A 23,898-nucleotide genomic window follows, 5' to 3' on the forward strand; every position below is an offset into this window, starting at 1 on the left:
TCAGTCAGTTACTGGATTTATCGAATTTGTCGGGATCTTCGTCTTCCGGCAAATCCTCATCCAGCTCTTCCGGATTGACCGTCGTATGCGCCGGGCTATTCGGCTCAGGATGCGTCGGAACCGGGTCAAAAGCGCCCTGCTCTTCACTGGGGAATTTGGGATCGTTCATAAGGCACCTCGCAAAGAGTCGATGATTGAAGACTCTGAACATTCGAGGTGCCGGTCGGGGCTGTCGTTCCAGTCAATCCGCAACCGATGGTCGACGGACCAACCCGCCTTCAGGATCGCGCCTGCAATTGCTCGACAATCTTGTCTTTGACCTGCAAGCGTTTCTCTTTGAGTTTTTTCAGCGTGTCATCGCTGGGCGCATCCGAGGTCGCCGTCTCGGCCTTGACTACATCGGCGTCTGCCTGGGAATACTTGTTGATCAGTGCGTCCAGATGTGGATCCGCGGTGCGTTTTTGCTGGATCTCTTCCTTCGTAAGCTTCAAATCCTGTAACAAGTCATGAGTCACCGGCATGGAACACCTCCGTCAATTGATCGGCTGGCCCGCGCGACCGATTGCGCTGGCCAGTTACCAGAATGGCCTCGGTTGGGGCGTTCTGTCGACCACCTGTCAGACCAGCGGTGCCCGTTCGTCGCCCTGTCGCAAATGCGATAAAACCTTTAAACGCCGCGCTGCCTCCATTGAGTATCACCAACAAAAACCTGCGTGGAGATACACCAATGGACGGATTCAACTTGCGTCATCTGTTTTTGGCTGTCGCTTTGAGCACCGGTATGGGCAGCGCTTTCGCCGCGACCGACAATGACTTCGTCGATAACGCCGCCGCCGGTGGTATCGCTGAAATCGAAGCGAGTCGCCTGGCCTTGGAAAAGAGCTCATCGGCCGACATCAAAGCGTTTGCCAACATGATGATCACTGACCATGGCAAGGCTAACGATGAGCTGGCGAGCATTGCCAAGGCCCACGATATCGAAGTGCCGGACACCACGACGCTGGTCAAACAGGCCAAGGAAAAAATCCTCGACATGCGTGATGAGTCGTTTGATGCGGCCTACGCCAACAATCAGGTGAAGGCGCACGAAGAGACCATTGAGCTGTTCAAGAAACAGGCGAATACCGTGACGGATGACAAGGTCAAGGGCGCGACTGAATTGAAGGCGTTTGCGCAGAAAATGTTGCCGGGGTTGGAGAAACATCTGGCGGCGGCGAAAGAGCTGCAGGCCAAGCATCCTAGCAAGTAGAAGCTTTACCCTCACCCCAGCCCTCTCCCGCAGGTAGAGGGGGCCTACCGAGTTGAATGTTCGAGGTACGTCGACCTGGAAGGTCTGCATCGAACTCATGATCCAGACGCTAACTCAGGTTCAAGTATCGAAATCCAGAGTCGAACTCAGATTTTGAACAACACAAAGATCGGCTCCCTTCCCCCTCTACCCCTTGGGGGAGAGGGCTGGGGTGAGGGGGATCGATTTAAGCCCCACCACCAAATCCAAGCGAAAAAAAACCGCATCCAAAAGATGCGGTCTTCATCAAATTCAGCCAACCTCAACCCCCATCCGTATCAATATCCGCATCCGTCTCCTCCCCCGGTTCTGCCCGATCCGGCTTAGGCTCAAACCCCGGGCTGAACTCGTTGTCATTGTCCGTATGCTTGTTCTTCTGATCCACCGCCGGATCGGCGCTTTGCGCCTGGCCGTCCTCACCCTGCTGCTGCGTCGGCGCAGGCTGCCCCGGCACTTGCGGATCGATTGCCGGATCGTTACGGTTGATCGGTTCGGAGGATTGATTCTGTTGCGGATTGGTTTGCTCGTTCATAATCACCTCGTTCGTCAAAGCAAGCGCGACTGAAACCAGCCGGGCCTTGAAGATTCGAAGCCTGCACCACGTCAACGTTCAAAACATCTCCACTCCCCGTCACGCCGACTAGAGTTACCGGGGCGTTCGTTGCGCCAGATCAAAAATATCCTGGCGGGATCGAACAACTATTTAGAACGGCAAATGTCGATGTCTTCGCGCCGATCAATTTTTATCGAATCGGCCCCAAATTCGTTACGGAGCAACAGGCACATGGCAGCACTGCAGAACAGCACACTCGATGCGATGAAAAACAAGCAAACGCAACTGCTGAGCGAATGGATCAACGGCCTGCAAGCCAGCGGTTCCACGCGCAATCTGAAAGAACACGACCTGCAGCAACAAACCTCCGAATTTCTGCAACTGGTGGTCAGCGGTCTCGAGAACGACAACGGCACCAACATCGCCACGCCGGGCTGGGAAGCCACGCGCCAGTTCCTCGAAAAGCTCTCGCACAGTCGCGCCCTGCTCGGCCAGGATTCGCAGCAAACCGCCAGCTTCATTTTCGCCCTCAAAGGCCCGCTGTTTAACCTGCTGCAAGCTCACTACAAAGAACAACCGGCGCTGCTCGCCGAACAACTCTGGGAAATCTCCGAGCTGCTCGACGCGTTCGGCATGCACACCATCCGCACCTTCCAGAAATCCCGTGAAGCGGTGATCAAGCGTCAGCAGGAAGAATTGCTGGAACTGTCGACTCCGGTGGTCAAGCTGTGGGACGGCGTTTTGGCGCTGCCGATGATCGGCACGCTCGATTCGCAACGCACGCAAGTGGTGATGGAATCGCTGCTGCAACGCATTGTCGACACCGGTTCGGAAATCGCCATCATCGACATCACCGGCGTGCCGACGGTCGACACCCTGGTTGCGCAACACCTGCTGAAAACCGTCACCGCGATTCGTCTGATGGGCGCTGACTGCATCATCAGCGGCGTGCGTCCGCAAATCGCGCAAACCATCGTCCACCTTGGCCTCGACCTGCAAGGCGTGGTCACCAAAGCCAACCTGGCAGACGCGTTGAAACTGGCCCTGACCCGTCTGGGTATCAGCCTCGTCAAGACGGCTTAAGCATGGAACGTATCCCGATTCTTCAGATGGGCGACTTTCTGCTGGTGACCATTCAGGTCGACATGCATGACCAACTCGCCCTCACCCTGCAGGACGATTTGTCCGAACGCATCAGCAAAACCTCGGCGCGCGGGGTGTTGATCGACATCTCGGCGCTGGACATGGTCGACTCGTTCATCGGCCGGATGATCGGCACGATTTCCGGCCTGTCGAAAATCATGGACGCCGAAACCGTGTTGGTCGGCATGCAGCCCGCCGTCGCGATTACCCTGGTTGAACTCGGCATGACTTTGCCCGGCGTAAGCACCGCGCTGAACGTCGAGCGAGGGATGAAACTGCTGCGAGAACGAGTATTGCAACAATGACCGTGCGCAGTAGCGGTACTCAACCGATCCATATCGAGCAAGACGTGGTACTCGCGCGTCAGACCGCGCGCAAGCTCGCCACCGAGTGCGGCATGCGCCTGATCGACCTGACCAAAATGGTCACGGCGGTCAGCGAGCTGGCGCGTAACACCATGGTCTACGGTGGTGGCGGCGACATGGACTGGCAGATTCTCGACGAGGATCACAAGGTCGGCCTGCGTCTGACGTTTCGCGATGAAGGCCCCGGCATTCCCGACTTGAAACTGGCGATGACCGATGGCTGGACCTCCGGCAGCGGCATGGGGCTGGGCCTGACCGGCGCTAAACGACTGGTAGAAGAGTTCGAACTCGACACCGAACCCGGCAAAGGCACTCGAATAACGATTACCCGATGGACATGAATATCCGCTCCAGCCTGACCCAGGTGCTGCCAATTGAAGACAGCAGCCAGATCGGCTACGCACGGCGTACCGCGCAGCAATTGGCCGAACGGCATGGCTTCGATGAACGCGATGCGGGGCGTGTTGCACTGGTGGCGACAGAGTTGGCCAGCAACATACTCAAGCACGCCAGCCACGGTGAAATGCACCTGCGGGTGTTGCCGCGCCCTGATGGTTTCGGCATCGAAATGCTCGCCGTGGATCGCGCCCAGGGTTTTGATCTGGAGGCTTGTCTGGCCGACGGCTTCTCCACCGGCGGCACCCAAGGCATCGGTCTCGGCTCGATTTCCCGCCAGGCCGAAGTGTTTGATGTCTACGCCGATAACCGTGGCGCCGTGCTGTTGGCGCGACTGTATCCGCGCGCTGACCGGGCGCCCGACATTCGCTTCGGTGTCAGCCAGCACTCGCTGCACAACGATCCCGCGTGTGGTGACGTCTGGCACCTGGCCTATGAGGACGGCAACATCAGTGCGTTGATCATCGACGGTCTGGGCCATGGCGAAGAAGCCGAACGCGCCGGCTTTGCAGGCGCCGAAACCTTTGCCCTGACGCCGTTCGCCGAACCGGTCATGCTGATGGAGGACATGCATCGCGACATGATCGGCAGCCGTGGCGGCGCTGTTGCGTTTACCCAGTTCAACGCGCTGCGCGACACTCTGACTTTTGCCGGCGTCGGCAACATTGGCGCCAGCCTGATCTCCGCCGACAAATCCCGCGGGCTGGCCTCGCACCCAGGCATTGTTGGCGTGCAATACCGGAAAGCCCGACCCTTTGACTATGCTCACGTGAACGGACATCTATTGATCATGTACAGCGACGGCTTGCAGTCCCGTTGGAACCTTCAAGACTACCCCGGCCTGGTGCACCGCCATCCCGCCGTGATAGCCAGCGTCCTGCACCGCGACTTCTGTCGCGGGCGCGACGATGTAACGGTGCTGGTCGTTGCCCTGGAGGCCGCCCATGGCTGAGTCGCCGATTCTCAACAGCGCCGAACAGGCCGCGCTGATTGCGCAATTGCAGAGCGAAACCGCGGCCCTGCGCGAAGAGCTTGATGAAACCAACCAGGGCGTGCTGGCCCTGTACGCCGAACTCGATATTCAGGCTGAGGAGCTACGCCAGGCCTCGGACTTGAAGAGCCGTTTTCTGTCGTACATGAGCCACGAGTTCCGCACGCCGCTGGGCTCTATCCTGAGCATCAACAGCCTGCTCGCCGATGAACTCGACGGCCCGCTCAGCCCTGAGCAGCACAAACAGGTGGCGTTCGTCAGCACTGCCGCCCGCGAGCTCAGCGACATGGTCGATGACTTGCTCGATCTGGCGAAAATCGAGGCCGGGCGCATCACTATTTCGCCGGCGTGGTTCGACATGTTCGACCTGTTCTCGGCACTGCGCGGGATGTTCCGGCCGATTGTCGATGCTTCGGCGGTCGATCTGATTTTCGAAGAACCGGTCGGCCTGCCACGGCTGTATACCGATGACAAGAAACTCGCGCAGATCCTGCGCAACTTCATTTCCAACTCGCTGAAGTTCACCACCCGTGGCGAAGTGCGGGTGTCGGCGCGGCTGGAAGGCATCGACAAAGTACGTTTTGCCGTCAGCGACACCGGTATTGGTATCGCTGCCGAGCTGCATGGCGCATTGTTCGAGGACTTTTCCCAGGTCGACTCGCCGTTGCAGAAACGTCTGCGCGGCACCGGGCTGGGCCTGTCGCTGTGCAAACGCTTCGCGGCCCTGCTGGGCGGTGAAGTCGGACTGGAAAGCACGCCGGGGGTCGGTTCGACCTTCTTCGTGATCATTCCACTGGCGATCGCTCTGGAGAACGTCGATGAAACGTGACATCCGCCTGTTGATCGTCGACGACAACGTCGCCACCCGCTACGCCCTGCGCCGGCGTCTGGAACGCCACGACTACCAAGTGCTGGAGGCCGGCACCGGGACTGACGGGCTGGCGCTGATCGAGAGCGAACCGCTGGATGCGCTGATCCTCGACGTCAACCTGCCGGACATGAGCGGTTTCGACATTGTGCGCATCTTGCGTGCCGATGCGCGCACCGCGTTGCTGCCAGTGATCCACGTGTCCGCCGCCTCGATTCAGACCGGCGACATCATCACCGGTCTCGACGCCGGCGCCGATGCTTACTTGATTCACCCGGTCGACCCGGACGTGTTGCTCGCGACCCTGCGCACACTGCTGCGAGTACGCGACACCGAAAACGCCCTGCGTGAGAGCGAGGCGCGGTTCCGCGAGATTTTCGCCAACGTCTCGGCGCCGATTGCGGTGCTTGATGCGCATTTGAAAGTGCATGAATGTAATCACGCCTTCGCCCAACTGATTCTCGACAATCAGGATCCGCAAACCCTGCGCGAATGCTTCGCCGACGATCAAAGCGCAATCCTCAACGAACTGCGCCTGCGCCTGGTCGATGGCGAGCGCTGGAAAGGCACGCTGAACATGCGCGTGCTCGGTGAGCTTCGCGAGACTGAATGGCAGATTTCGCCGTACCGCACGCCGGAGCTGAGCCTGGTGTTCGTCGAAGACGTCACCGAACACCGTCATCGCGAACGCTCGCACCTGGCGCGACTGGATGACACCACCACGCAACTGGCCAAGGAAGTTGCCGAACGCGCGCGCGCCGAATCGCAACTGCTGCAAGTGCAGAAAATGGATGCGCTGGGCAAACTCACCGGCGGCATCGCCCACGACTTCAACAACCTGCTGACCGGTATTATCACCAGCCTGGAACTGATTCAGAAACGCGTGGCTGACGATCGACCGGAAAAAGTGCAGTTCTACGCCAAAGCGGCACTCAGCTCGGCAATGAGCGCCGCCGCCCTCACCCATCGCTTGCTGGCCTTCGCCCGTCAGCAACCGCTGGACACGCGGCCGGTGGACATCAACGAGCATGTGCGTTCGCTGGAAGAACTGCTGACCCGCACCATCGGCGAACGCATCAACCTCAAGCTTGAGCTGACCAGCAAACCGGCGATCGCGCTGGTCGACCCGGTGCAACTGGAAAGTGCGGTGCTCAATCTGGTGATCAACGCCCGCGATGCGCTGCCTTCGGGCGGCAATGTCTGGGTCAACACTTACGCCGCTTATTCCCATGGCGATCCGAATCTGGCCGATGGCGCTTACGTCGCCCTATCGGTGCGCGATGACGGCACGGGCATCGAGCACAACGTGATCGACAAGGTCTTCGATCCGTTCTTCACCACCAAACCGCTGGGCCAGGGCACGGGGTTGGGGCTGTCGACGATTTACGGTTTCGCCCGCCAGTCCGGCGGCGATGCGCACATTCGCAGCGTGGCGCGACGTGGTACCGAAGTGACAATCATGTTGCCGGCGACCAGCGATCCGACCGGTGCTGACATTCCGGCGCCGGTGGTCGATCCGCAGGGCACCGGTGAGCATGTGCTGATCGTCGAGGACATGCCGTCGGTGCGGATGTTTGTCACTGAGGTGCTGGAGGATGCTGGTTATCGCTGTACGCAGGCGGCGGATATCGAAACGGCGCTGGAGCGATTGCAGAACGATGGGTCGATCAATCTGCTGCTGACTGATGTCGGCTTACCGCGCATGAGCGGGCGGGAACTGGCGGACGTGGCGCGGGGCTGGCGTGAGGGTTTGCCGATTCTGTTCATGACCGGGTATGCGGAAACGGCGATCAATCGGCAGGTGTTTCTCGGGACTGGCATGGACATGCTGGTCAAACCATTCCAGATCAGCGAACTGCTCGACAAAGTCCGCCGCACCCTCGACGGCGCCTGAGTAGCTGAGTTTACGGGCTTAACACCAACCAATGTGGGAGCGGGCTTGCGCGCGAAAGCGGCTTTTCAGTCGATATCTGAATTGACTGATCCACCGCATTCGCGAGCAAGCCCGCTCCCACAGTTGTTTTGTGTGGACAGATATTCCGCATACAACGCCAAAACCTGTGGAAGATCAACGAACTGCTCGACAAAGTAAGCCGCACCCTCGACGGCGCCTGAGTAGCTGAGTGCTCACAGACTTTCACACATCAAATGTGGGAGCGGGCTTGCTCGCGAAAGCGGTTTTTCAGTCGATAGCTGTATTGACTGATCCACCGCATTCGCGAGCAAGCTCGCTCCCACAGTTGTTTTGTGTGGACAGATATTCCGCATACAACGCCATAACCTGTGGGAGATCAGCGAACTGCTCGACAAGGTACACCGCCCCCGACGGTGCCTGACAGATCGCCATCGCTGGCAAGCCAGCTACCACAGGGACTGGTGTCATTTACATAACCAATGTGGGAGCGAGCCTGCTCGCGAAGGCGTCAGATCAGTTACATCCTCGGCGTCTGACACTCCGCTTTCGCGAGCAGGCTCGCTCCCACAGTTGTTTTGTGTGGACAGATATTCCGCATACAACGCCAAAACCTGTGGGAGATCAACGAACTGCCCGACAAAGTCCGCCGCACCCTCGACGGCGCCTGAGTAGCTGAGTTTGCGGGCTTAACACTAACCAATGTGGGAGCGGGCTTGCTCGCGAAAGCGGTGGATCAGTCAATTCATTTATCGACTGATCCACCGCATTCGCGAGCAAGCCCGCTCCCACAGGGTTATGTGTGTTTACCGGCTCAATGCGCGGGCCAAAAACGGCGCAGTCTTGCTCTTCTTGCTCGCCGCAACCTTCTGCGGCGTGCCCGCCACCACAATCCTGCCGCCCTGATCGCCCGCACCCGGGCCGATGTCGATCACCCAGTCACTCTGCGCGACCACGCGCATTTCGTGCTCGACCACAATCACCGTATGACCCGCCGTCACCAGCGTATCGAGCTGCTCCAGCAACCGGTCAACATCGCGCGGGTGCAACCCTGTGGTGGGTTCATCCAGCACATACAACGTCGCGCCGCGTTGATTGCGTTGCAACTCGGTGGCCAGTTTGATCCGCTGCGCTTCACCGCCGGACAACTCTGTGGCCGGTTGCCCAAGGCGCAAATATCCGAGGCCGATATCGCGCAGCACCTCCAAAGAACGACGAATCCCTGGCTGCCCGGTGAACACCGTCACCGCCTCATCGACCGTCAATTGCAGCACCTGCGCGATGCTCAAGCCCTCCCACAGCACCGCCAGCGTCTGCGGGTTGTAACGCGCGCCATGACAGGTCGGGCACGGCGCATACACGCTGGGCATAAACAACAATTCCACACTGACAAAGCCTTCACCCTCGCACGTGGCGCAACGGCCCTTGGCGACGTTGAAGGAAAACTGCCCGGCGTCGTACCCCGCCGCGCGCGCCTCGGGGGTGGCGGCGAACAGCTTGCGCACGTTGTCGAACAGGCCGGTGTAGGTCGCCAGATTGGAGCGCGGTGTGCGGCCGATGGGTTTCTGATCAACTTGTACCAGCCGTTTGATCGACTCCAGTCCAGCCGTGACCTGGCCGCTGCTGACCTGCGGCGCATCGTCTTCGAGGCTAATTTCTTCCGCTTCGCTTTCAACCGTCGGCCGCCCCAGTTGCGCGCCGACCAGTTCGAGCAATGCCTGACTGACCAGACTCGACTTGCCCGAGCCGGAGACACCGGTGACCGAGGTAAAACAGCCCAAGGGAAATTCAGCACTGAGGTTGTTGAGGTTATTGCGGGTGATGCCATCAAGTTTCAGCCACGCCGTCGGCTTGCGCGCGGCGCGGGTTTGCCGCTGGGTTTCAGCAAACAGATAAGCGCGGGTTTGCGACTCTTTAATATCGGCCAATCCCGCTGGAGGGCCGCTGAACAACACCTGCCCGCCCTTCTCGCCCGCCGCCGGGCCTACGTCGATCAACCAGTCAGCGCGGCGCATGGTTTCCAGATCATGCTCGACCACGAACAGCGTGTTGCCGTCCGCCTTCAGCCGCTGCAAAGCCTCGAACAACGCCTCGCCATCCGCTGGATGCAAACCGGCAGAAGGTTCATCGAGCACATAGATCACGCCGAACAACTGCGAGCCCAGTTGCGTCGCCAGGCGCAAGCGTTGCAGCTCACCGGACGACAACGTCGGCGTGCTGCGCTCCAGCGCCAGATAACCGAGACCTAGATCGGTCAGGGTGCTGACCCGCTCCAGTAGATCCTCGGCAATGCGCTGCGCCGCCAGACGCTTCTCCAGCGACAGGTTCGGCGTGTGTCGCACGTCCGGCGCACTCGCGTGACCACTGCCGCCGTGGGCCACCCTTTGCTGACGAGCCTCGCGGGTTTGCGCATGGCTCAGGGTTTCGCCGGTTTCTTCGGCATGCTGCAGATAACTCTGCGCCGCCACAGGCTTCAACACTTGCGCCACTTGCAGCAACGGCATCTGCGACAACTCACCAATGTCGTACCCGGCAAAAGTCACCGACAACGCTTCACGCTTGAGGCGTTTGCCGTCACATAACGGGCAAGGACTGCCGAGCATGAATTGCGAAACACGCTTCTTCATCAGCGCACTTTGCGAGTGGGTGAAGGTGTGCAGGATGTAGCGGCGCGCGCCGGTGAAGGTGCCTTGATAGCTCGGCTCCATTTTGCGCTTGAGGGCGACGCGGGTTTCTTCCGGGGTCAGCCCGGCGTACACCGGCACGGTCGGGGTTTCCTCGGTGAAGAGAATCCAGTCGCGCTGCTTTTTCGGCAGTTTCTTCCACGGAATGTCGACGTCGATGCCCATGGTCACGAGGATGTCGCGCAGGTTCTGCCCTTGCCACGCCAGCGGCCAGGAGGCCACGGCGCGCTGGCGGATGGTCAGATTCGGATCGGGCACCATCAACGCTTCGGTGACTTCATAGACCCGGCCGAGGCCATGGCAGTCCGGGCACGCACCCTGCGGGGTGTTCGGCGAAAAGTCTTCGGCGTACAGCATCGCCTGCCCCGGCGGGTAACTGCCGGCGCGCGAATAGAGCATGCGGATCAGGCTCGACAATGTGGTCACGCTGCCCACTGAAGACCGCGTGCTCGGCGTGCCGCGCTGTTGTTGCAGGGCCACGGCGGGCGGCAGGCCCTCGATGGAATCGACATCGGGCACGCCGACCTGATCGATCAGCCTTCTCGCGTAGGGTGCAACGGATTCGAAGTAGCGGCGCTGGGCTTCGGCGTACAAGGTCGAGAATGCCAGCGAGGATTTGCCCGAGCCGGACACGCCGGTGAACACCACTAGCGCATCGCGGGGGATGTCGATGTCGACGTTCTTCAGGTTGTGTTCACGCGCGCCTCGCACACGAACCATGCCGGCGGGCGCTTTCGAATTACGCTTGGAAGTCATTGGCGGGCCTTGATCGGAAAACAGAACAAACGTCTATGACTAATGAGGCCTCATTGATTGCGGAGTTCATTGTGGCGAGGGGATTTATCCCCGTTGGAGTGCGAAGCGCTCCCCTGCATTTTTCCAGTTGAACCGCATTCTCAGGATTTACGACTGCTGCGCAGCCGAACGGGGATAAATCCCCTCGCCACAGGTAACTCCCTACAGAGCTCGAGTAGGCTCAAGGTTCTGTCCCAGTCAGGCATTAAGCACCGCACGAATCATCTGCAACATCGCTTCCGGGCTGTACGGTTTGCTCAGCAAATGCGTGTCCGGGCTCAACTGGTGATTGCGCGAGATGATGTCGCGGGTGTGCCCCGAGGTGAACAGCACCGCCACCGCCGGTATCTGCACTTTGGCCCACGCCGCCAGATCCGAACTCTTGATCAACCCCGGCATGACCACGTCGGTAAAGATCAGATCCACCTCGATCCCTTCCAGCAACATCTGCATCGCCACATCACCGTTACCGGCCGTCAATACGCGATAGCCTTCCTCGCGCAGCAACTCGACCGCCGAGGCACGTACGGCGTCGTTGTCCTCGACCACCAGAATCGTCTCGTGCCCGCCGCCCTGCAGATTCTCCACACTCGGAGCCTCGTCGCGAACCGGGCGCAAGCTGCGCGGGAAGTACAACTGCACCCGCGTGCCCTCGCCGACCTGGCTGGCAATCTCGACATGCCCGCCACTCTGTTTGACGAAACCAAAGACCATGCTCAAACCCAGCCCCGTGCCTTGGCCGTCAGCCTTGGTGGTGAAGAACGGTTCAAACACTTGCTCAAGTATCTGCGCAGGAATACCGGCGCCGGTATCGCTCACCGCCACGCGCACAAACTCGCCGGGGACGATGCCTTTACCCGCGCAAAACTCGCTGTCGAGCCGAACGTTGGCGGCACTCAAACCAATGGTGCCCTCGCCCTTCATCGCATCGCGGGCGTTGATCGCCAGATTGAGAATGGCGTTTTCCAGTTGATTGCGGTCGACGTTGATGTGCCACGGCTCTGCCGGTAATTGCACATCAATCTGAATGGTTTCGCCCAGCGCGCGCTGGAGCAATTCGCCGACGCCGTCGAAGATCTGCTGCGGATTGCACACCGCCGGCGACAACGGTTGCCGGCGGGCGAACGCAAGCAATTGCGAAGACAGTTTGGCGCCGCGCTCCACCGCTGCCAGCGAGGCACTGACGCGGCGCTGCACGTTGGCGTTATCCGGTTCATGCCGAGCGAGCAAATGCAGATTGCCGGCGATGACTTGCAGCAGGTTATTGAAGTCGTGGGCAACGCCGCCAGTGAGGCCGCCAATCGATTCAAGCTTCTGCGACTGGCGCAATTGCTCTTCTGCCGCGAGCCGCGCCTCGACTTCTGCGCCGACGCGCTGTTCGAGGTTGCGGGTGAATTTAAGCAGGGATTCTTCGGCGATTTTGCGTTCATGAATGTCGATCAGTACGCCGGGGAAGCGCAGCGGTTCGCCGTTCTCGTTGAACTGGCAAGCGCCGCTGGCCAGCACCCAGAAATAGCTACCGTCGCCGCGACGAACCCGATATTCGGCGTTGTATGGTTCGCCGGTCTGCACGCACCGGGTGACTCGTTCCTGCACCCAGTCGAAGTCATCCGGGTGGATGCGCGACTCGGCAACGTCCTGAGACAAATTGCTCAGATCCTGATCCGGCGGGTAGGAGAACGTGCGGGCAAAACGCTCATCCGCGGACAGTCGGTTGTTTTTCACGTCCCACACGAATGAACCGACCAACGCCCCCGCATTCAATGCCAGACGCACGCGTTCGTTATCGGCGCGATAGGCGTTTTCGGCCTCTTGACGCAGTCTTTCGGAAATCACGAACTCGGTGGTTTCCACCACCATTGCCATCACCCCGGCAGGCGCTCCGGCATCATTGGAAACGGGACTGTAATAGAGATCGAGCCAAACCTCCTCGGGGACACCATCGCGCAGCAGTACCAGCGCCTTGTTGCGAAACGACAAGGTACCGCCGGCCAGGCACGTGTCGACTACATGGCGGTTGAAATCGGCAACTTCTGGCCAGCCCAACTCCACGGGGGAGCCGAGCAGATACGGATGGCGACCACCGGCAAATTCCGAATAGGCGTCGTTGTAGATCATGTAGCCGGCACGGCCCCAGAGCATGACCATCGGCAGCGGCGAGGCCAGCATCAATTGCACCGCGCTGCACAGGCTCGCCGGCCAGGTATTCAGTGGGCCCAGTTCAGTGTGGCTCCAGTCGAACGCGCGGATACGTTCGGCCATTTCGCCTTGCCAGCCATCACAGCCGTGGCTATCGGATAAAAACTGCATCGACTGACTCGGTGTCCTGTGGTGGTTGCCCGATAAATCGCGACGCCAGAACGACGCGACGCCCGTCTGTTTCGAGCGTCTTCAGTCGTATTGGTTTCATAAGAGGTATAGCCGATTTCGTCCCCGCTCGGAGACTAGACTCCGATCAGGTGCTTGAGCGGATGGTAGCCAGTTTTCATCTTCGCGGCGACGTCGAGAATGGCTTTTTCGATGCCGTTCAAATGCATGCAGGTCAGCTCGATGGCAGCGCTCTGATTGCCAGCCTCGATGTATTCGATCAGGCGCAGGTGTTCGTCATCGCGGCACACTTCATGGCTGTCGTCGTCCAGTGCGGCGGCATACAGCGAGGCGCGCGAGATCAGCTTCTGGAACCAGTCGAGCAACACCGGGTTGTTGAGGCTGCGCGCCAGTTTGATGTGGAACTCGCCGAGCAGATGAATCAACCGTTCGTGGTCACCGGCAGCGTGTGCTTCGTCTTCCAGCAATAAATGTTCACGCAAGTCCTGCATCGCCGCGCTGTCCTTGCGTCGGCACAGTTCAGTGACGATGCCGATCTCGATCAGACGGCGGGTTTCGAACAGCGAACGGATCTCTTCATTGCTCGGCAATGAAACCGACGCCCCTTTGTTGGGCTCGGTGGTAACCAGGCCGTCGGCCTCCAATTGCTTCAATGCCGCGCGAACCGACGTGCGGCTGACATTGAATAAATCGGCCAATGAGGCCTCGCCCAGCTTCATCCCCGGGCGCAACGAGCGCTTGCTGATCGCCTCGTAAACCCCTTGGTAGACGCGGTCGACCGTGGTTTCCAGTTTCTTCTCGGTCATTCAAACACTCCTTTAGCGTCGGGCAACCAACCCCTGGCGATCGCTGGCCAAAGAAAAAGGGGGTTGCACACGCAGATTAATCCGGGTATTTCTAAATTGCATTCAGATATTGCATACAATAAATAGAGGATTGCACCAATATGGGTCAACCAATAGCAATTGAAGTGCGCAACGTCTCAAAACGGTATTCCGATGATCCAGGCCTCGCGCCGGCCCTCGACAATGTTTCGGTGAACATCGCCGACAACGAATTCTTTACCCTGCTTGGCCCTTCGGGCTGCGGCAAAACCACCCTGCTGCGCACCATCGCCGGCTTCGAGCACGTCAGTGAAGGCGAGATTCGTTTGGCCGGTGAACCGGTCAACGATCTGCCGCCATTCAAGCGCCGGGTCAACACGGTGTTCCAGAGTTACGCGCTGTTTCCGCACATGAGTGTGGCGCAGAATATCGCCTTCGGCCTCGAGATGCAGGGTCTTGATCGCAAGTTGATTCCGGATCGCGTCAACGAAATGCTCGCGCTGGTGCAAATGGAGCATCTGGCCGGGCGCAAACCCGCGGAATTGTCCGGTGGCCAACAGCAGCGCGTGGCTCTGGCACGGGCCTTGGCGCCGAAACCGAAAGTGCTGTTGCTCGACGAGCCGTTGTCAGCGCTTGACCTCAAGCTGCGCAAAGAAATGCAGGTCGAACTCAAGCGCGTACAGAAAGAAGCCGGGATCACCTTCATTTTCGTCACCCACGATCAGGAAGAAGCGCTGACCTTGTCCGATCGCATTGCGGTGATGTCGGCCGGCAAGATCCTGCAGATCGGCACCCCGACCGATATCTACGAGCACCCCAAACACCGTTTCGTCGCGCAGTTTATCGGCGATATCAACTTCTTGCCCGGCCAGCTCAAGCACGGCGAACACAACGAAAAACTCTTCGTGCCCAACGGCATGCCAATCGAAATCCCCTGTCAGCAACAGAGCTTCGCCGGCAGCAGCGTGCAACTGGCGTTTCGCCCGGAGCGCTCGCAACTGGTCGACGCCAGCCAGCCTCATCACCTGCGCGGGGTCATTGAAGCTGTGCTGTATGTCGGCACGGCGACGCTGTACCAGTGCCGGCTGAACAACGACATCAAAGTCATGCTGCGCGAAAACAACGAGGGCTTGAATCCTGGCCGCGCAGTTGGCGAACGCGTTGCCGTGCACCTGCCGCCGCACGCCTGCCTGTTGATGGAGGCCTGAGATGAGTGTCAGCAGCACTTCCCCTGCCCTCAACCGCGCGCTGTTGCTCAGCCCGGTGGTGTTGACCCTGCTCGCCCTGATCGCCATTCCACTGGGGATCATGGGCTACATCAGCCTGCTACCGCGCAATACTTACGGCGGTGTCGACTGGCAAGCGCCATGGCAACTGCAAAGCTACGTGCAGCTGTTTTTTCAGGAAGGTTTTGACGGTGAACTGGAACTGAACTGGGTCTATGCCCAAGCGTTGCTGCGCTCGGTGCTGCAGGCCGGTGGCACCACCGTGCTGTGTTTCCTGTTCGGGTTTCCGGTGGCGTTGTGGATGTCGAGCCTGACCCCGCGCCGGCGCAATTTGATGGTGTTGCTCATCACCATTCCGTTCTGGACTAACCTGCTGATCCGCAACTACGCGTGGCTGATCATCCTGCGCGAACACGGTTGGGTTGCGCAAAGCCTTAACGCGCTGTTCCCCAGCGCCGGCGGCATCACCCTGCTCTACAACGATTTCGCGGTGAGTGTCGGTCTGGTCTACAGCTTCCTGCCGTTCATGATTCTGCCGATCTATTCGACGCTGGAAAAACTCGACTGGCGTCTGGTCGAAGCCGCTTACGACCTCGGGGCGAATCGTTGGCACGCGTTGCGCCGGATCATTCTGCCGCTGTCGATGCCCGGTGTGATCGCCGGTGCGTTGCTGGTGTTTGTGCCGAGCCTCGGCGCGTTCATCACTCCGGCGATTCTCGGCGGCGGCAAGACGCTGATGATCGGCAACCTGATCCAGCAGCAGTTCGGCACCGCGCGCAACTGGCCACTGGGCAGTTCGCTGTCGTTCCTGTTGCTGGCGATTCTGCTGGTGTCGCTGGTGCTCTATGCGCTGTACAGCCGCCGCGCGACGAAGACTATCAATCGGGGGGCGAAAGCATGATTTCCCTGCACCTGAAAAAACTCCCGGGCACCCGCGAAATCAGCCTGCTGATCCTCGCCTATCTGTACCTGCCGATCTTCGTGTTGATCGCTTACAGCTTCAACGCCAACCGTTCGGCGACGGTGTGGACCGAGTTTTCCTTTGCCTGGTACGGGCGAATTCTGGCCAACCCGTCGATTCAGACGGCGGCGCTGAATTCGATCATCGTCGCCACCATCGCCACGGTCTGCGCCACGGCGATTGCACTGCTCGCGGCGCTGGCCACGTACCGACCGTTCTACGGGCAGAAAATGGTCGAGGGCGGCATCAACCTGCCGCTGATCCTGCCGGAAATCGTCACAGCGGTGGCGACGTTGCTGCTGTTTATGGCACTCGGCATCAAGCTCGGTTTGCTCACGGTGATCGTCGCGCACATCGGCTTCTGCATCCCCTTCGCGTACCTGCCGATCCGTGCGCGGCTCAACGATCTGGACAAGAGCCTGCTGGAAGCGGCGAACGATCTGTACGCCAATCCGTGGCAGGTGTTTCGCCGCGTGACCTTGCCGCTGCTGTGGCCGGCGGTGTTGTCCGGTGCGGTGCTGGCGTTCGTGGTCAGCCTCGACGATTTCATCATGACCTTCTTCGTCGCCGGCCCGGGTTCGACGACGTTGCCGGTGTACATCTTCTCGGCGATCAAGGCTGGCGTGACCCCGGAAATCAACGCGATTTCGACGCTGATGCTGCTGATTTCCATCGTCCTGGTGGTGCTGGCCTTTTGGCTGGGCCAACGCGGTAAACAACAATAAATCTGGAGCGCTCTGTTCATGAAAATCAAAAGCATGCGGTTGGCAATGTCCGGTCTTGCCCTGAGTTGTTTCACCGCGTTCAGCGCCCACGCCGCCGAACCGAAAGAGCTGTTTTTCTACAACTGGACCGATTACTACCCGGTCGAATTGTTGGCCAAGTTCGAGAAGGAAACCGGGATCAAGGTGACCATGGACGGTTACGACAGCAACGAAACTTTGCTCGCGAAATTGCAGGCCGGTGGCGCCGCGTATGACGTGATCGTGCCGTCGCAGTCGATCATGCAGACGTTGATCAAGCAGGATCTGTTGATGGAAATCGACACGCCGACCCTGAGCAATTTTCAGTACGTCAAAGGACCGTTCCGCGATCCGAGTTTCGATCCGGGGCGCAAGTTCTCGGCGCCGTATTTGTGGGGCACCACCGGCTTCTCCTACGACAGCGCGCGGGTGCCGGGCGGCAAACTGGATGACTCGTGGAAAGAGTTCTTCGAACCGCGCAAAGAGCTGCAAGGCCAACTCGCCGCGCTGGACACATCGAGCAGCGTGATCAACGCCGCCAGCCATTACCTGAACGTCGACGAATGCAGCGAAAACCCGCAGGACGCCAAACGCATTCTGGAATTGCTGCAAAAGCAGAAGCCGTTTTTGAAGATGTACAGCTCCGACAACACCGTCGACCGCATGGCCTCGGGCGAGGTGATCATGATGCAGAACTGGAACGGCTCGACCGCGCGGGCGACCTTGCAGAAGAGCACGATCAAGTACGTCTATCCGCGTGAAGGCGTGGCGATGTTCCAGGACAACTTCGCCGTGCCGAAAAGCGCCCCGCATCCGGGCAACGCGAAGATTTTTATCGACTGGATGATGAAGCCGGAGAACGCCGCTGCCGTGTCGAACGCCATTGCTTACGCCAACGGGATACAGAGCGATTCGTTGCTTGATCCGAAGTGGAAGGTGATGGATGCGATCAACATGCCGGAGGAGTACGCCTCGCGTCTGCGGCCGGAGAAGGAATGCAGCAACAAAGCGCGGGAGCTGCAGGATCGGATTTGGTCGAAGCTTAAAGGCTGATTGCTCGATCTGAAACCGAGGCGCGGCCTTCGCGAGCAAGCTTTGCTCCTACAAGGAATGGGGGATCACACATAGCCCTTGTAGGAGCCGAGCTTGCTCGCGAAGAGGCCCGCCCGGCCAACACAATATTCAAAGACCTGAACGAGGTTTGTATGACCCAGCCACACTGGCTACGCAACGTGCGCCCCTACGGCGCCGCCGCCGAAGACCTGCTCATCGAAAACGGCCGCTTCACTCAGCGCCGTCCGGCCAGCAATTCGCCGCTGTCCGCCAGCGACATCGACGGCCACAATCAACTGCTCACCAGCGCATTGGTCGAAAGCCACGTCCACCTCGACAAAACCCTCTACGGCCAACCCTGGCGCCCAAACAGCGCCGGGCCGACGCTCAAGGACTACATCAGCAACGAGCGCCGCATCCTCCGTGAAGTCACCGCGCCGATCGCCGAACGCGCCGGTGCCCTGCTGGAAAACTGCATCGCCCGTGGTTCGCTGACCATGCGCTGCCACGTCGACATCGACCCGGAATTCGGTCTGCGTCACGTCGAAGCCATGCAGCAATTGCGCGAACGCTACAAAGACCTGATCGACCTGCAACTGGTGGTGTTCCCGCAAACCGGTTTGATCAGCCGCCCCGGTACCGCCGAATTGATGCGTGAAGCAATGGCGCTGGGCGTGGAAAACGTCGGTGGGCTCGACCCGTGCGGCATCGACAACGATCCGATCGCGCAGCTCGATTTCGTTTTCAAACTCGCGGCTGAATTTGGTCGTGGCGTCGATATTCACCTGCACGACAAAGGTGAGCTGGGCCAGTGGCAAATCGCGCTGATCGCTGATTACACCGAGCGTTTCAACCTGCAAAACCGGGTGATGATCAGCCACGCCTACTGCCTCGGCATGCTGCCGTGGAGCCAGGTGAAACCGGTCGCCGAGCGCTTGGCGGCGCTGGGGATTTCGCTGATGAGTTCGGCGCCGGCCGACACCGCTGTGCCGCCGTTTCTCGCGTTGCGCGAGGCCGGCGTCAATGTCTGCCTGGGTTCCGACGGCATTCGCGATGCATGGTCGCCGATGGGCAATGGCGACATGCTCGAACGGGCGATGTTGTTGGCGTTTCGCTTTGATTTGGGCAAGGACGATGAGCTGGCGGCGGCGTTCGAGGCGGCCACGGTAAATGGTGCGCGGGCGCTGGGTATCGAGGATTACGGTTTTGCAATTGGTCAGCGTGCGGACTTCTTGCTGATGCCGGTTGAGACGCTGGGCGAGGCGGTCGTGGCGCGGCCGTTGCGTCAGGTCTATCGCGGTGGCACGTTGATCGCCGAAGGTGGCCGTTTGCTGAGCAGCCGTCTGTGAAACGCATCGGTCTCAAGGCCAGTTGCGTGGTCGGTTTCGACGGCGCGCAGCATGTGCTGTGGCGCGACGGTGAAGTGGTGTTTTCGGGGTCCCGTATCGAATTCGTCGGGCGCGGTTATGCCGGGGCGGTGGATCAGTGGATCGATTACGGCAATGCGCTGATCGGCCCTGGCTTCATTGATCTCGACGCGCTGGGCGATCTCGACTCCACGGTGTTGACGCTGGACAACGGCGACGAACGCGCCATGGGCCGCATGTGGTCATCCGAGTATCTGGCCGCCGGGCCGCGTGAGACATACAGCGCCGACGAAGAAGTTTTCAAATACCGCTACGCCTTCACCCAGTTGATCCGCAACGGCATCACCACGGCCATGCCGATCACCTCGATGTACTACCGCGAATGGGCGGAAACCTACGACGAATTCGCCGCTGTCGCAGACGTTGCCGGTGAACTGGGTTTACGCACTTACCTCGGCCCCTGCTACATGAGCGGCATGAGTTACTGGCAGGCCGACGGTACCCTCGCCCATCACTGGGATGAAGCTCGCGGGCTGGCCGGACTGGATGCGGCCGAACGCTTTTTCAAGGATTTCGACGGCGCCCATGACGGTTTGATTCGTGGCGCGCTGCTGCCGGATCGTATCCAGACCTGCACACCCGCATTGCTGCAACGCACCGCCGCGCTGAGCCGCGAACTGAATGCGCCGATGCGTCTGCATTGCTGTCAGGCGCTCAGCGAAGTGGCGATGGTTGAGCAATTGCGCGGCGCGTCACCGCTGGAGTGGTTGCAGCAACTGGACTTGCTCACGCCGCGCAGTCTGCTGCCGCACGGCATCTACACCGCTGGCGACGATGATTTGCAACGGCTGATCGACGGCGGCGCGAGTCTGGTGCATTGCCCGTTGGTGTTTGCCCGCGATGGCGAGGCGTTGAATTCATTCGGTCGCTACCGCGCCAAGGGCATCAACTTCGCACTCGGCACTGACACCTGGCCGGCGGATCTGCTGGAAAACATGCGCCACGGCTTGAACATCGCGCGGCTGATGGAGCGCGGCTCGGCGTTGACCAGCAGCCTCGATCTGTACAACGCCGCGACCCTCGGTGGCGCACGGGCGCTGGGCCGCGATGACCTCGGTCGACTGGCCCCCGGCGCCAAAGCCGACATCACCGTATTCAGCTTGCGCGGCCTTCATCTGGGGCCATTGTTCGACCCTTTGAAAAACCTGCTGCTGGCCGGGCGTGGCGACGATTGCATCGCCAGTTACATCGACGGTCGTTGTGTGATGCACGACGGTCAGGTCACCGGCGTCGACTACCCCGCCCTGCAACGTCAGGCCCAACTTCAATACGAAAAACTCATGCGCAGCCACAGCGACCGCGCGTTTACCCGGCCGGACTGGAAAACCCTGTTCCAGCCGTCCATTCCTTTCGCCGATGACTACAGCGCCGACGCGCCATTGAGCGCCATCGATCCACTTTCCTAGAGGTTTTGTCCATGCACAGTTTCGATTTCAGCCAGCTCAGCCCACGGGAAAAATACAAGATTCTCATTGGCAGCGTCGTGCCTCGGCCGATTGCGCTGGTGACCACCATCGATGGCGAGGGCCGGATCAATGCCGCGCCGTTCAGCTTCTTCAATGCACTGTCGGCGGATCCGCCGATTCTGGCGCTGGGCGTGGAGAACTATGGCGATCAGAGCCCGAAAGACACCACGCGCAATATTCAGCTGAATCAGGAATTCACCGTGAACATCGTCAGCGACGCGTTGGTGGAGGCCATGAACGTGTGTGCCGTGCCGTTTGCTCCGGGTTTCGATGAGTTGACGGCGGCGGGTCTGACGGCGATTCCTGGCACCACGGTAAAATGCCCACGCATTGGTGAGGCGCCGGTGGCGCTGGAGTGCCGACGGATGATGGCGCTGAACATCGGTCAGTCGCGGGAGATCATTTTCGGTGAAGTGTTGATGGCGCATGTGCGCGATGAGCTGATCGATCCGAAAACCTTGTACATCGATCAATTGGGGCTGGATGCGATTGGGCGTATGGGCGGCCATGGTTATGCGCGCACCCGTGATTATTTCGACCTGCCGACTCGCTCGTTGCAAGCGTGGACGGAAGCACCGGGCGGTGGCGAACGGTTTTGGCCAGCCGCCAAATAAACCAACAGCAAAAGATCGCAGCCTTCGGCAGCTCCTACTGATCGTTCCTACGCTCCGCGTGGGAATGCCGCCATGGACGCTCTGCGTCCACTGTGACGCGGAGCGTCACGGGATGCGTTCCCACGCAGAGCGTGGGAACGATCAATGCATTCCCCCTGTAGGAGCTGCCGCAGGCTGCGATCTTTTGATCTTTCAGTCAGTGCCGTATTTCGGCGAACGCGGGCCGTATAGCAGGCCTGCGTGCTGACCGGCCGAGAGCAGGCGATTGCTCGCCACACCGGCAATCGGGTAACCGGCATCGGTCGAACTGTTGATGATCTGCTTCACCGCTGCGGTGATCAGCATGCCGATCAAACCGCCGCCACCGTTGTTGCCACCCTCTTCGCTCGACGCCCGCGCCGAACCGGTCCACAGCGTGGTGCCGCTTTTCAGATCCACCAGTTTCGCCGTCGCGGTCACGGCGGTTTCACTGCTGATCACCAGATAACGCGTGCCGTACTCGGTCACGGTGATATACAGCGCCGCGTCCGCACCGAAGATTGCCTTCAGTTTGTTCGGCGGGGCCTGATGGATATCGTCCGGGGTGGTCAGGCCGTTCTGGCGGAAAGTTTCATCCACCAGCGCGATCGGCAACACGTAATAACCGGCCTCGGCCAGCGGGAACGTCACTTGCGACAGTAGACTGTAAGAGGCCTTCACATCCGGCGAAGTGTTCAGCGGCGGCAGCACCAGAATGGTCTTCGGGCGTGCCTGTTTGTACGCCGAATAGTCGACGGTTTTTGGCGCTACGCAGCCGCCGAGTACGGTCAGGGCCAAACCAGCGGCGAGTAACTTCAGGGTACGCGAGATCATTTGGCGTCTCCGGTCTTGGCGTTTTTAAGCAGAAAATCCATGTACGGGCCGGACTCGGGGAACAGCGCTTTCTCGGTGTTGAACTGCTGCACCATCTGATCGTCCTTGCCCATGCTCAAATAGAGCAAGCCAAGGTGGGCGTGGTAACCCGGCGGCACGGCTTTGCCGGTAGAGCGGATCTTTTGCAGGTCACGTTCCAGCACTTCGGCCTGCGCTTCTTTCGGCTCTTCGCCTTTGAAGTATTCGTAGACCTGCGGTTGGTAATCTTCCCACTGGTACAGGGTTTTCGGGCCGGCACAACCGGCCAGCAAGGCACTGGCGGCCAGCGTCAGCGCCATCAGCGAGCGCGACAACGTCGAATTCATGGGTGTTGCTCCTTGCAATGAATGGGCGTCGATCAGTTGCCCGGCTTCCAGGCACCGGCGTTCATGCCATCGACCAGACGATTGATCGCCTCGCGCATAGCCAGATCCAGTACTTTGCCGTTGAGGGTGGAGTCGTAAGCCGCGGTGCCACCGAAGCCGACGATTTCGCGGTTGGACAAGGCATACTCGCCAGCGCCTTGCGTCGAATACACCACTTCGGAAGTGCTGATGTTGACGATGTTCAGGTTGACCTTGGCGTACGCGATCTGGGTTTTGCCACGGCCAAGAATGCCGAACAACTGGTGATCGCCGATCTCTTTGCGGCCGAACTCGGTAACGTCACCGGTGACCACGTAATCAGCACCCTTCAAGCGCTGGGCCTGGCCCTTGATCGCCGCTTCCTGCTGGATCTCGCCCATGTTGTCGCGATCCAGCACGCTGAAGCGGTTGGTCTGCTGCAAGTGGGTGATCAGGATGGTTTTGGCCTGGCCGCCGAGACGATCGACGCCATCAGAGAAGATCCCGCGCATGTAGCTGGAGCGGTTGTCGAACTTGCCCACGGCCATCGGCACACGTACGCCAGTCCAGACTTGAGAGGCGCTTTCAACCTTGGCCACTGGCAACGCGCGCGAGCTTTCGGTAGCGCAACCGGCAAGGGTACCGGCCAACGTGCCGAGCACGGCAATGGCAACGCCTGAGACCAACATCCGGGAGATCATTCTCACTGAGTATTCCTTCTTGAAAAACGGTGTGTCCCGGCACGGCGACGTGGGGTGGGAGCTGAAAAGGGGCGGCATTATGACAAAGTGCCATCATTGCGAACAGATATTTTTGACGCCATCAATTTGACTGGCACGATGCCTGTAGGAGCAAGGCTTGCCCGCGAAGGCGGTGCGTCAGGCGATTCATTGATCGTTCCCACGCTCCGCGTGGGAATGCCGCTACGGACGCTCCGCGTCCCCTGTGACGCGGAGCGTCACGGGAGGCGTTACCACGCAGAGCGTGGGAACGATCAGATAAATCGCCTTCGCGAGCAAGCTCAGC

The 23,898-nt window shown here is 59.9% G+C and carries 23 protein-coding genes; 14 read left to right on the forward strand and 9 right to left on the reverse strand.

Translation table 11 applies throughout. The features are described from left to right. Positions 1–4: 4 nt before the first annotated feature. Together KFS80_RS08515 and KFS80_RS08520 are read right to left on the reverse strand one after the other, a co-directional pair. Positions 5–169, reverse strand: a complete 165-nt coding sequence (locus tag KFS80_RS08515; protein WP_212544524.1) for a hypothetical protein — start codon at positions 167–169, stop codon at positions 5–7. 109 nt (positions 170–278) lie between these two features. Continuing rightward, a complete protein-coding gene (locus KFS80_RS08520) occupies positions 279–521 on the reverse strand; it encodes an HP1242/YdcH family protein (RefSeq protein WP_053120870.1) in 243 nt (80 codons plus the stop codon). A 206-nt stretch (positions 522–727) separates the two neighbouring features. On the opposite strand from KFS80_RS08520, the gene KFS80_RS08525 reads away from it, so the two are divergent. Then, positions 728–1,249: a DUF4142 domain-containing protein gene (locus tag KFS80_RS08525; protein WP_212544525.1), complete on the forward strand. Its 522-nt coding sequence runs from the start codon at positions 728–730 to the stop codon at positions 1,247–1,249. A 301-nt stretch (positions 1,250–1,550) separates the two neighbouring features. Here KFS80_RS08525 and KFS80_RS08530 read toward each other — a convergent pair whose 3' ends face one another. Beyond that, the gene (locus tag KFS80_RS08530) at positions 1,551–1,820 is read right to left on the reverse strand and encodes a hypothetical protein (RefSeq protein WP_053120874.1); all 270 of its coding nucleotides are present in this window, start codon (positions 1,818–1,820) and stop codon (positions 1,551–1,553) included. A gap of 252 nt (positions 1,821–2,072) precedes the next feature. Between KFS80_RS08530 and KFS80_RS08535 the strand changes: the two genes are divergently transcribed. The 6 genes from KFS80_RS08535 to KFS80_RS08560 are packed head-to-tail and all read left to right on the forward strand — an operon-like array spanning position 2,073 to position 7,498. Continuing rightward, positions 2,073–2,924 carry an STAS domain-containing protein gene (locus tag KFS80_RS08535; RefSeq protein ID WP_053120876.1) on the forward strand — a complete coding sequence of 284 codons (852 nt, stop codon included), beginning with the start codon at positions 2,073–2,075 and terminating at the stop codon, positions 2,922–2,924. Between the two features lie 2 nt (positions 2,925–2,926). Then, positions 2,927–3,289: an STAS domain-containing protein gene (locus KFS80_RS08540; RefSeq protein WP_034155679.1), complete on the forward strand. Its 363-nt coding sequence runs from the start codon at positions 2,927–2,929 to the stop codon at positions 3,287–3,289. Then, a complete protein-coding gene (locus tag KFS80_RS08545; protein WP_008084828.1) occupies positions 3,286–3,690 on the forward strand; it encodes an anti-sigma regulatory factor in 405 nt (134 codons plus the stop codon). The genes KFS80_RS08540 and KFS80_RS08545 overlap by 4 nt, the downstream gene beginning before the upstream one ends. After that, positions 3,687–4,697, forward strand: a complete 1,011-nt coding sequence (locus KFS80_RS08550; protein ID WP_212544734.1) for an ATP-binding protein — start codon at positions 3,687–3,689, stop codon at positions 4,695–4,697. The genes KFS80_RS08545 and KFS80_RS08550 overlap by 4 nt, the downstream gene beginning before the upstream one ends. Further along, on the forward strand, positions 4,690–5,565 hold the full coding sequence (locus tag KFS80_RS08555; protein ID WP_053120878.1) for a sensor histidine kinase: 876 nt from the start codon (positions 4,690–4,692) through the stop codon (positions 5,563–5,565). The genes KFS80_RS08550 and KFS80_RS08555 overlap by 8 nt, the downstream gene beginning before the upstream one ends. After that, positions 5,555–7,498 (forward strand): response regulator, encoded by a 1,944-nt coding sequence (locus KFS80_RS08560; RefSeq protein WP_212544526.1) that lies wholly within the window; start codon positions 5,555–5,557, stop codon positions 7,496–7,498. The genes KFS80_RS08555 and KFS80_RS08560 overlap by 11 nt, the downstream gene beginning before the upstream one ends. Positions 7,499–8,322: 824 nt before the next feature. On the opposite strand, the gene KFS80_RS08565 is transcribed toward KFS80_RS08560, so the two are convergent. The 3 genes from KFS80_RS08565 to KFS80_RS08575 form a co-directional block, all read right to left on the reverse strand. Continuing rightward, positions 8,323–10,956, reverse strand: a complete 2,634-nt coding sequence (locus tag KFS80_RS08565) for an excinuclease ABC subunit UvrA (RefSeq protein WP_212544527.1) — start codon at positions 10,954–10,956, stop codon at positions 8,323–8,325. Between the two features lie 237 nt (positions 10,957–11,193). Then, a complete protein-coding gene (locus tag KFS80_RS08570) occupies positions 11,194–13,305 on the reverse strand; it encodes a hybrid sensor histidine kinase/response regulator (protein WP_212544528.1) in 2,112 nt (703 codons plus the stop codon). 134 nt (positions 13,306–13,439) lie between these two features. Then, the gene (locus KFS80_RS08575) at positions 13,440–14,129 is read right to left on the reverse strand and encodes a GntR family transcriptional regulator (RefSeq protein WP_053120886.1); all 690 of its coding nucleotides are present in this window, start codon (positions 14,127–14,129) and stop codon (positions 13,440–13,442) included. A gap of 140 nt (positions 14,130–14,269) precedes the next feature. Here KFS80_RS08575 and KFS80_RS08580 point away from each other — a divergent pair, with 140 nt between their 5' ends. The 7 genes from KFS80_RS08580 to KFS80_RS08610 all read left to right on the forward strand — a co-directional run bounded on the left by KFS80_RS08580 (position 14,270) and on the right by KFS80_RS08610 (position 21,637). Next, complete coding sequence (locus KFS80_RS08580; RefSeq protein WP_053120888.1) at positions 14,270–15,355, forward strand: ABC transporter ATP-binding protein; 1,086 nt, start codon at positions 14,270–14,272, stop codon at positions 15,353–15,355. Between the two features lies 1 nt (position 15,356). Beyond that, positions 15,357–16,274 (forward strand): ABC transporter permease, encoded by a 918-nt coding sequence (locus tag KFS80_RS08585; protein ID WP_212544529.1) that lies wholly within the window; start codon positions 15,357–15,359, stop codon positions 16,272–16,274. Beyond that, positions 16,271–17,059 (forward strand): ABC transporter permease, encoded by a 789-nt coding sequence (locus KFS80_RS08590; protein WP_053120891.1) that lies wholly within the window; start codon positions 16,271–16,273, stop codon positions 17,057–17,059. Before KFS80_RS08585 ends, KFS80_RS08590 begins: the two co-directional genes overlap by 4 nt. 18 nt (positions 17,060–17,077) lie before the next feature. Beyond that, positions 17,078–18,130, forward strand: coding sequence for an extracellular solute-binding protein (locus KFS80_RS08595; protein WP_212544530.1), 1,053 nt, complete (start codon positions 17,078–17,080; stop codon positions 18,128–18,130). A gap of 152 nt (positions 18,131–18,282) precedes the next feature. Continuing rightward, positions 18,283–19,479: an amidohydrolase family protein gene (locus tag KFS80_RS08600; protein WP_212544531.1), complete on the forward strand. Its 1,197-nt coding sequence runs from the start codon at positions 18,283–18,285 to the stop codon at positions 19,477–19,479. Beyond that, positions 19,476–20,963 carry an amidohydrolase family protein gene (locus KFS80_RS08605; protein WP_212544532.1) on the forward strand — a complete coding sequence of 496 codons (1,488 nt, stop codon included), beginning with the start codon at positions 19,476–19,478 and terminating at the stop codon, positions 20,961–20,963. The genes KFS80_RS08600 and KFS80_RS08605 overlap by 4 nt, the downstream gene beginning before the upstream one ends. A gap of 11 nt (positions 20,964–20,974) precedes the next feature. Further along, positions 20,975–21,637, forward strand: coding sequence for a flavin reductase family protein (locus KFS80_RS08610; protein ID WP_053120900.1), 663 nt, complete (start codon positions 20,975–20,977; stop codon positions 21,635–21,637). Positions 21,638–21,829: 192 nt separating this feature from the next. Here KFS80_RS08610 and KFS80_RS08615 read toward each other — a convergent pair whose 3' ends face one another. The 3 genes from KFS80_RS08615 to KFS80_RS08625 are packed head-to-tail and all read right to left on the reverse strand — an operon-like array spanning position 21,830 to position 23,573. Continuing rightward, a complete protein-coding gene (locus tag KFS80_RS08615) occupies positions 21,830–22,489 on the reverse strand; it encodes a DUF799 domain-containing protein (protein ID WP_212544533.1) in 660 nt (219 codons plus the stop codon). Then, the gene (locus tag KFS80_RS08620; RefSeq protein ID WP_053120904.1) at positions 22,486–22,854 is read right to left on the reverse strand and encodes a DUF4810 domain-containing protein; all 369 of its coding nucleotides are present in this window, start codon (positions 22,852–22,854) and stop codon (positions 22,486–22,488) included. The genes KFS80_RS08615 and KFS80_RS08620 overlap by 4 nt, the downstream gene beginning before the upstream one ends. 32 nt (positions 22,855–22,886) lie before the next feature. After that, entirely contained in the window at positions 22,887–23,573 is a 687-nt protein-coding gene (locus KFS80_RS08625) for a CsgG/HfaB family protein (protein ID WP_172680119.1), read from the reverse strand. Between the last annotated feature and the right edge of the window lie 325 nt (positions 23,574–23,898).

This window comes from Pseudomonas rustica, from assembly GCF_018336155.1.
Lineage (GTDB): Bacteria > Pseudomonadota > Gammaproteobacteria > Pseudomonadales > Pseudomonadaceae > Aquipseudomonas > Aquipseudomonas rustica.

Excerpts from the sequence above, each read along its gene's own strand:
- KFS80_RS08625 (WP_172680119.1), bottom strand. The coding sequence starts at position 23,573 with ATGATCTCCCGGATGTTGGTCTCAGGCGTTGCCATTGCCGTGCTCGGC.
- KFS80_RS08550 (WP_212544734.1), top strand. The coding sequence starts at position 3,687 with ATGAATATCCGCTCCAGCCTGACCCAGGTGCTGCCAATTGAAGACAGC.
- KFS80_RS08555 (WP_053120878.1), top strand. The coding sequence starts at position 4,690 with ATGGCTGAGTCGCCGATTCTCAACAGCGCCGAACAGGCCGCGCTGATT.
- KFS80_RS08565 (WP_212544527.1), bottom strand. The coding sequence starts at position 10,956 with ATGACTTCCAAGCGTAATTCGAAAGCGCCCGCCGGCATGGTTCGTGTG.
- KFS80_RS08580 (WP_053120888.1), top strand. The coding sequence starts at position 14,270 with ATGGGTCAACCAATAGCAATTGAAGTGCGCAACGTCTCAAAACGGTAT.
- KFS80_RS08515 (WP_212544524.1), bottom strand. The coding sequence starts at position 169 with ATGAACGATCCCAAATTCCCCAGTGAAGAGCAGGGCGCTTTTGACCCG.
- KFS80_RS08615 (WP_212544533.1), bottom strand. The coding sequence starts at position 22,489 with ATGATCTCGCGTACCCTGAAGTTACTCGCCGCTGGTTTGGCCCTGACC.
- KFS80_RS08590 (WP_053120891.1), top strand. The coding sequence starts at position 16,271 with ATGATTTCCCTGCACCTGAAAAAACTCCCGGGCACCCGCGAAATCAGC.
- KFS80_RS08540 (WP_034155679.1), top strand. The coding sequence starts at position 2,927 with ATGGAACGTATCCCGATTCTTCAGATGGGCGACTTTCTGCTGGTGACC.
- KFS80_RS08620 (WP_053120904.1), bottom strand. The coding sequence starts at position 22,854 with ATGAATTCGACGTTGTCGCGCTCGCTGATGGCGCTGACGCTGGCCGCC.
- KFS80_RS08575 (WP_053120886.1), bottom strand. The coding sequence starts at position 14,129 with ATGACCGAGAAGAAACTGGAAACCACGGTCGACCGCGTCTACCAAGGG.
- KFS80_RS08595 (WP_212544530.1), top strand. The coding sequence starts at position 17,078 with ATGAAAATCAAAAGCATGCGGTTGGCAATGTCCGGTCTTGCCCTGAGT.
- KFS80_RS08520 (WP_053120870.1), bottom strand. The coding sequence starts at position 521 with ATGCCGGTGACTCATGACTTGTTACAGGATTTGAAGCTTACGAAGGAA.
- KFS80_RS08525 (WP_212544525.1), top strand. The coding sequence starts at position 728 with ATGGACGGATTCAACTTGCGTCATCTGTTTTTGGCTGTCGCTTTGAGC.
- KFS80_RS08585 (WP_212544529.1), top strand. The coding sequence starts at position 15,357 with ATGAGTGTCAGCAGCACTTCCCCTGCCCTCAACCGCGCGCTGTTGCTC.
- KFS80_RS08610 (WP_053120900.1), top strand. The coding sequence starts at position 20,975 with ATGCACAGTTTCGATTTCAGCCAGCTCAGCCCACGGGAAAAATACAAG.
- KFS80_RS08570 (WP_212544528.1), bottom strand. The coding sequence starts at position 13,305 with ATGCAGTTTTTATCCGATAGCCACGGCTGTGATGGCTGGCAAGGCGAA.
- KFS80_RS08530 (WP_053120874.1), bottom strand. The coding sequence starts at position 1,820 with ATGAACGAGCAAACCAATCCGCAACAGAATCAATCCTCCGAACCGATC.
- KFS80_RS08600 (WP_212544531.1), top strand. The coding sequence starts at position 18,283 with ATGACCCAGCCACACTGGCTACGCAACGTGCGCCCCTACGGCGCCGCC.
- KFS80_RS08535 (WP_053120876.1), top strand. The coding sequence starts at position 2,073 with ATGGCAGCACTGCAGAACAGCACACTCGATGCGATGAAAAACAAGCAA.
- KFS80_RS08545 (WP_008084828.1), top strand. The coding sequence starts at position 3,286 with ATGACCGTGCGCAGTAGCGGTACTCAACCGATCCATATCGAGCAAGAC.
- KFS80_RS08560 (WP_212544526.1), top strand. The coding sequence starts at position 5,555 with ATGAAACGTGACATCCGCCTGTTGATCGTCGACGACAACGTCGCCACC.